Annotated in this window: 4 protein-coding genes; 3 read left to right on the forward strand and 1 reads right to left on the reverse strand. The window is 47.7% G+C overall.

Annotation, left to right across the window (positions count from 1 at the left end; genetic code table 11):
* Window positions 1–170: 170 nt before the first annotated feature.
* Complete coding sequence (purM, locus tag QUB33_RS28815) at window positions 171–1,199, reverse strand: phosphoribosylformylglycinamidine cyclo-ligase (RefSeq protein WP_333357894.1); 1,029 nt, start codon at window positions 1,197–1,199, stop codon at window positions 171–173.
* A 468-nt stretch (window positions 1,200–1,667) separates the two neighbouring features.
* Between purM and QUB33_RS28820 the strand changes: the two genes are divergently transcribed.
* The 3 genes from QUB33_RS28820 to QUB33_RS28830 all read left to right on the forward strand — a co-directional run bounded on the left by QUB33_RS28820 (window position 1,668) and on the right by QUB33_RS28830 (window position 3,864).
* Entirely contained in the window at window positions 1,668–2,768 is a 1,101-nt protein-coding gene (locus QUB33_RS28820; RefSeq protein ID WP_333357898.1) for a septal ring lytic transglycosylase RlpA family protein, read from the forward strand.
* A gap of 125 nt (window positions 2,769–2,893) precedes the next feature.
* Complete coding sequence (locus tag QUB33_RS28825; RefSeq protein ID WP_333357902.1) at window positions 2,894–3,025, forward strand: hypothetical protein; 132 nt, start codon at window positions 2,894–2,896, stop codon at window positions 3,023–3,025.
* A 5-nt stretch (window positions 3,026–3,030) separates the two neighbouring features.
* Entirely contained in the window at window positions 3,031–3,864 is an 834-nt protein-coding gene (locus tag QUB33_RS28830; RefSeq protein WP_333357905.1) for a transposase, read from the forward strand.
* The last annotated feature ends 54 nt before the right edge of the window (window positions 3,865–3,918 follow it).

Here is a 3,918-nt window from a genome sequence, read left to right on the forward strand (position 1 = left end):
CTGCCAAGTGGGGTCTGCTTTTCAATTCAGACTCCCTTTTTTTACCCCTGGAGATTTTACTTAGTCTAAACTCCAGTACACAGATAAAGGCAGATTGAGATTGTCGGTTATTGCACAAAGCAAAGCGAAGCAATCTTCAGCCCCTGCGATTGCTTCTTACTAATTACCCATTACCCATTATTCATTATCAATTCTCCTTTCCCCTCAATCACTTCCCCGATCGCCCAAGCACCAATTCCCTGAGATTCAAACCATTTAACAGCCTGTTCTAATTCCCTGGAATCGAGCAACAGCACAAACCCAATCCCCATATTAAAAGTATTGAACATATCTGCTGTGGCAACTTGGCCAGCTTCAGCAATCCACTGGAAAATTGGCAAATTGGGCCAGCTATTGCTGTCAATTTTCACAGATTGATTTGCTCCCAAACAGCGGGGCAAATTTTCCGGTAAACCGCCGCCCGTAATGTGAGCCATGCCGTGAATTTCTAAACCGCTCTTAATTGCTTCAAGGACTGGTTTAACATAAATTGTAGTCGGAGTTAGCAGCACTTCTCCTAAACTTTTGCCACCTAACTTTTCGGGTTGGGAATTCCAGTCAAAACCCCGATCGCACGCAATTTTTCTCACCAAACTAAAACCGTTGCTGTGTACGCCCGAACTCGCCAGCCCCACAGCCACATCTCCTACCCGCACCTGCGAACCGTCCAACAATTTGCTCTTTTCGACAATTCCCACGCAAAAACCAGCTAAATCGTACTCTCCCGGTTGGTAAAAACCGGGCATTTCTGCCGTTTCCCCGCCCAACAAAGCACAGCCCGCTTGCTTGCAACCGTCAGCTATCCCAGCCACCACCGCAGCTAATTGTTCGGGATTTAACTTTCCCGTCGCTAAATAATCGAGAAAAAAGAGGGGTTCGGCCCCGGATGTCAGCACGTCGTTGACGCACATCGCCACCAAGTCGATACCTACCGTGTCGTGCCGATCGAGATTGTGGGCCAATTTCAACTTAGTCCCAACGCCGTCAGTACCCGAAACCATAATCGGCTCTTTTAAACCCTCAGGAACGCTGAAAAACCCGCTAAACCCGCCGAATCCGCCCAAAACTCCCGATCTGTGCGTGCTCTTGACCATACTCCCGATGCGCGAGACAAAAGCTCTGCCCGCTTCAACATCCACACCTGCTTCTCGATAATCCATAAGTCCGCCAAATCGATTTCTAATTTTTAGTTTATGGCCATAACAGTTGACAAACAGCTTTTTTCACACTAGCTATTCGGCAACCCACAACAGACACTAAATTTTTGTAAATTTTTGTAAATTTTTCAGGAATAACTGAAACGGCTGTAAGCACTGTAACTAAAGGATTTTATGATAGAGGGTTTGGAGAATATTTGATGAAGATTGGGTGAAAATCGCGATCGCAGCGATCCCCAACCGCAAAAGTTTGTGGTAGTCTGTTGCAGTTCGTGAACAAAACACAAATTGCGGATCGAGTACGAGTTGTCAAGTGTCAGGGAAGTTTCCGCCAATTTTTTTTGGGGCGGAAGCATTAAAGCAAAAACGCACCCCGATACTTTGCTTTGACTCACGGGGGAATGGCGAAGGGCAAGAGAGAAATCTTTGACGCCCGCCGCCAAATGGCCAATCCTCCAATCTCGGTTGGCAATGGCTATTCACAAAAATGGACGTATGAAGGAAAAATTTGTTGGTGGTCTACTCGCTGTCCTGTTAGTTCCCGTGGTAGGAACGGCATCCTCTTGTCACGCACAAGCAACAGGTGCCGACAACCAAAACTCTCCGGTTTCCGAGCAAGTAATTGCCACCCAACCGTCCCGGCAGTTAAACGCGAGTCGGGTCGAAGCGCAAAAAGTCGGACAGTATCAGTATCAAGCAAGAGCTGAAATTGCCCGAGACTCGATCGCCAAAATTCAGCCCCACGAGTTAGACGGGCGACAAGCAGCGACAGTCTACGTGCGAAACATTCCAGTCATCACCTTTCTGAACGCCAATCCGGAAACAAACACGAAAATGGGAGAAACTGGCAACAGCCAAGCCGGTGCTAGCAGTCCGTCAAAAGTAGCGGGCGCCAGAGAAAATCCCAAAGTCGGAAATATTGCCAGCAACTCCAGTAACCAAGAACCCGATTCAGTTTGGCGGGCATCAACCTTAGCAGCAAGACTCAACGAGCTAGCCCGCAACAACATCGATCCGAACAGCATTACCGTTAAGTGGGAAAAAGGCGGTCGCTACATTATCCAGGCAAACGGCGAGGACTTGGTAAACATCAACGCCGAAACAATCCTCCCCGACACCACCACCGACTTTAGCCGAGACGCCCTGCAAGCAACCAATCGCCTCCGCCGGCTTCTGGGCAACGCCCCACCCCTGGAAGAAGTCGCAGGCAAACCCCAATCAGAACCCCCCGTGCTGTCTATGGGCCCAATTCAAGTGCGCCTCAGCGGCTGGGCTTCCTGGTACGGCCCCGGATTTGACGGCAACCTCAGCGCCAGCGGCGAGCGTTTCAACCAAAATGATTTGACCGCAGCCCACCGCCACTTGCCTTTTGGAACTAGAGTCATGGTGAGAAATCTCGACAACGGCCGCACCGTAGTCGTCCGCATTAACGACCGCGGCCCCTATGTGGGCGATCGGCTCATTGACTTGTCCGCACGCGCTGCCAGCGTGCTGGGAATGATGAGCAGTGGCGTTGCGAGAGTGGAAATCGAAGTGATCGAACCGCAGCAGCAAACAACAGTTGAACGCTGAACGGTACTGTAAGGCAGAATACAAAAGTTATCCGAAGTGTAGAAGGCAGAAAGTAGAATAAAACTGACATCTTGCACCATTCTTTTTGGAAGAGGCATCTTACCTGTTCTTGAGGATGGTGCAAGATGTCAAGTCGAACAAATTCTGACCGGAAATTTGGGTGCAAGCCCCGTCCTTCTGGGACGGCTTTAATTATTTTATTGAAAAAGCGTCCCGACGTTCGCTCATGGTTGCGGTATAATCAGGTAGGAGAATAGAGCAAATGTTTAATTTAACCTACGAATTCAAACTTAAACCAACAACGGGACAGACAGCAATCTTTGAGGATTGGCTAGAACAATGCCGTCGCGTGTATAACTACGCATTAGCTGAACGTAAAGACTGGTTTAAGTCTCGTAGTTGTCAGATTAACGCTTGCTCTATCCGATCTGAATTCATCATAAGAGCCGAAACAAAACGACCAACTTATGCCAGCCAGTGCCAAAGTTTAACTACGGCTAGGGCAAACATACCCGCTTTGGCTGCTGTTCAGGTACACGTTCTACAACAGACACTGAAAAGACTTGAAAAAGCTTTTGTAAGTATGTGGGAACAAAAGCACGGTTTCCCTCGCTTTAAGAAAGCAGGAACAATGCGATCGTTTGTATTTCCACAATTGGGGGTTAACCCCGTCCAAAATCAAGCGGTGAAGCTTCCTAAGATTGGTTTGGTAAAGTTTCATCAATCACGTCCTATCCCTGATGGTGCAACGATTAAGCAAGCAAGGATAGTCCGTAGGGTTAGCGGTTGGTACGTGATGTTAACCCTACAATGGGACGTTTCAGCGCCAAATTTAATGCCCCACGGTGAAGGTATCGGAATTGATGTTGGATTAACTAATTTCATAGCAACTTCTAACGGTCTTTTAGTCAAGCGCCAAAGATTTTTTAAAGACGCAGAACGCAAGCTTAAATTGCTGCAACAACGTGTCTGTCGTAAAAAATTAGGTTCTAACAATGGGCGTAAAGCTCAAAAGAAAGTCGCAAAACTGCATGAATACGTTGCTAATAGTCGGAAAGATTGGCATCGTAAATTGGTAGTGCTTTTTTGTAAATGACAGAGAAAAATAGTAAAATAGAGCGACGAGCGTGAGAGAGGAATGATGGAATGA

This window comes from Microcoleus sp. B3-A4 (assembly GCF_036705385.1).
GTDB lineage: Bacteria > Cyanobacteriota > Cyanobacteriia > Cyanobacteriales > Microcoleaceae > Microcoleus.

Excerpts from the sequence above, each read along its gene's own strand:
- purM (WP_333357894.1), bottom strand. The coding sequence starts at position 1,199 with ATGGATTATCGAGAAGCAGGTGTGGATGTTGAAGCGGGCAGAGCTTTT.
- QUB33_RS28820 (WP_333357898.1), top strand. The coding sequence starts at position 1,668 with ATGGCTATTCACAAAAATGGACGTATGAAGGAAAAATTTGTTGGTGGT.
- QUB33_RS28825 (WP_333357902.1), top strand. The coding sequence starts at position 2,894 with ATGTCAAGTCGAACAAATTCTGACCGGAAATTTGGGTGCAAGCCCCGT.
- QUB33_RS28830 (WP_333357905.1), top strand. The coding sequence starts at position 3,031 with ATGTTTAATTTAACCTACGAATTCAAACTTAAACCAACAACGGGACAG.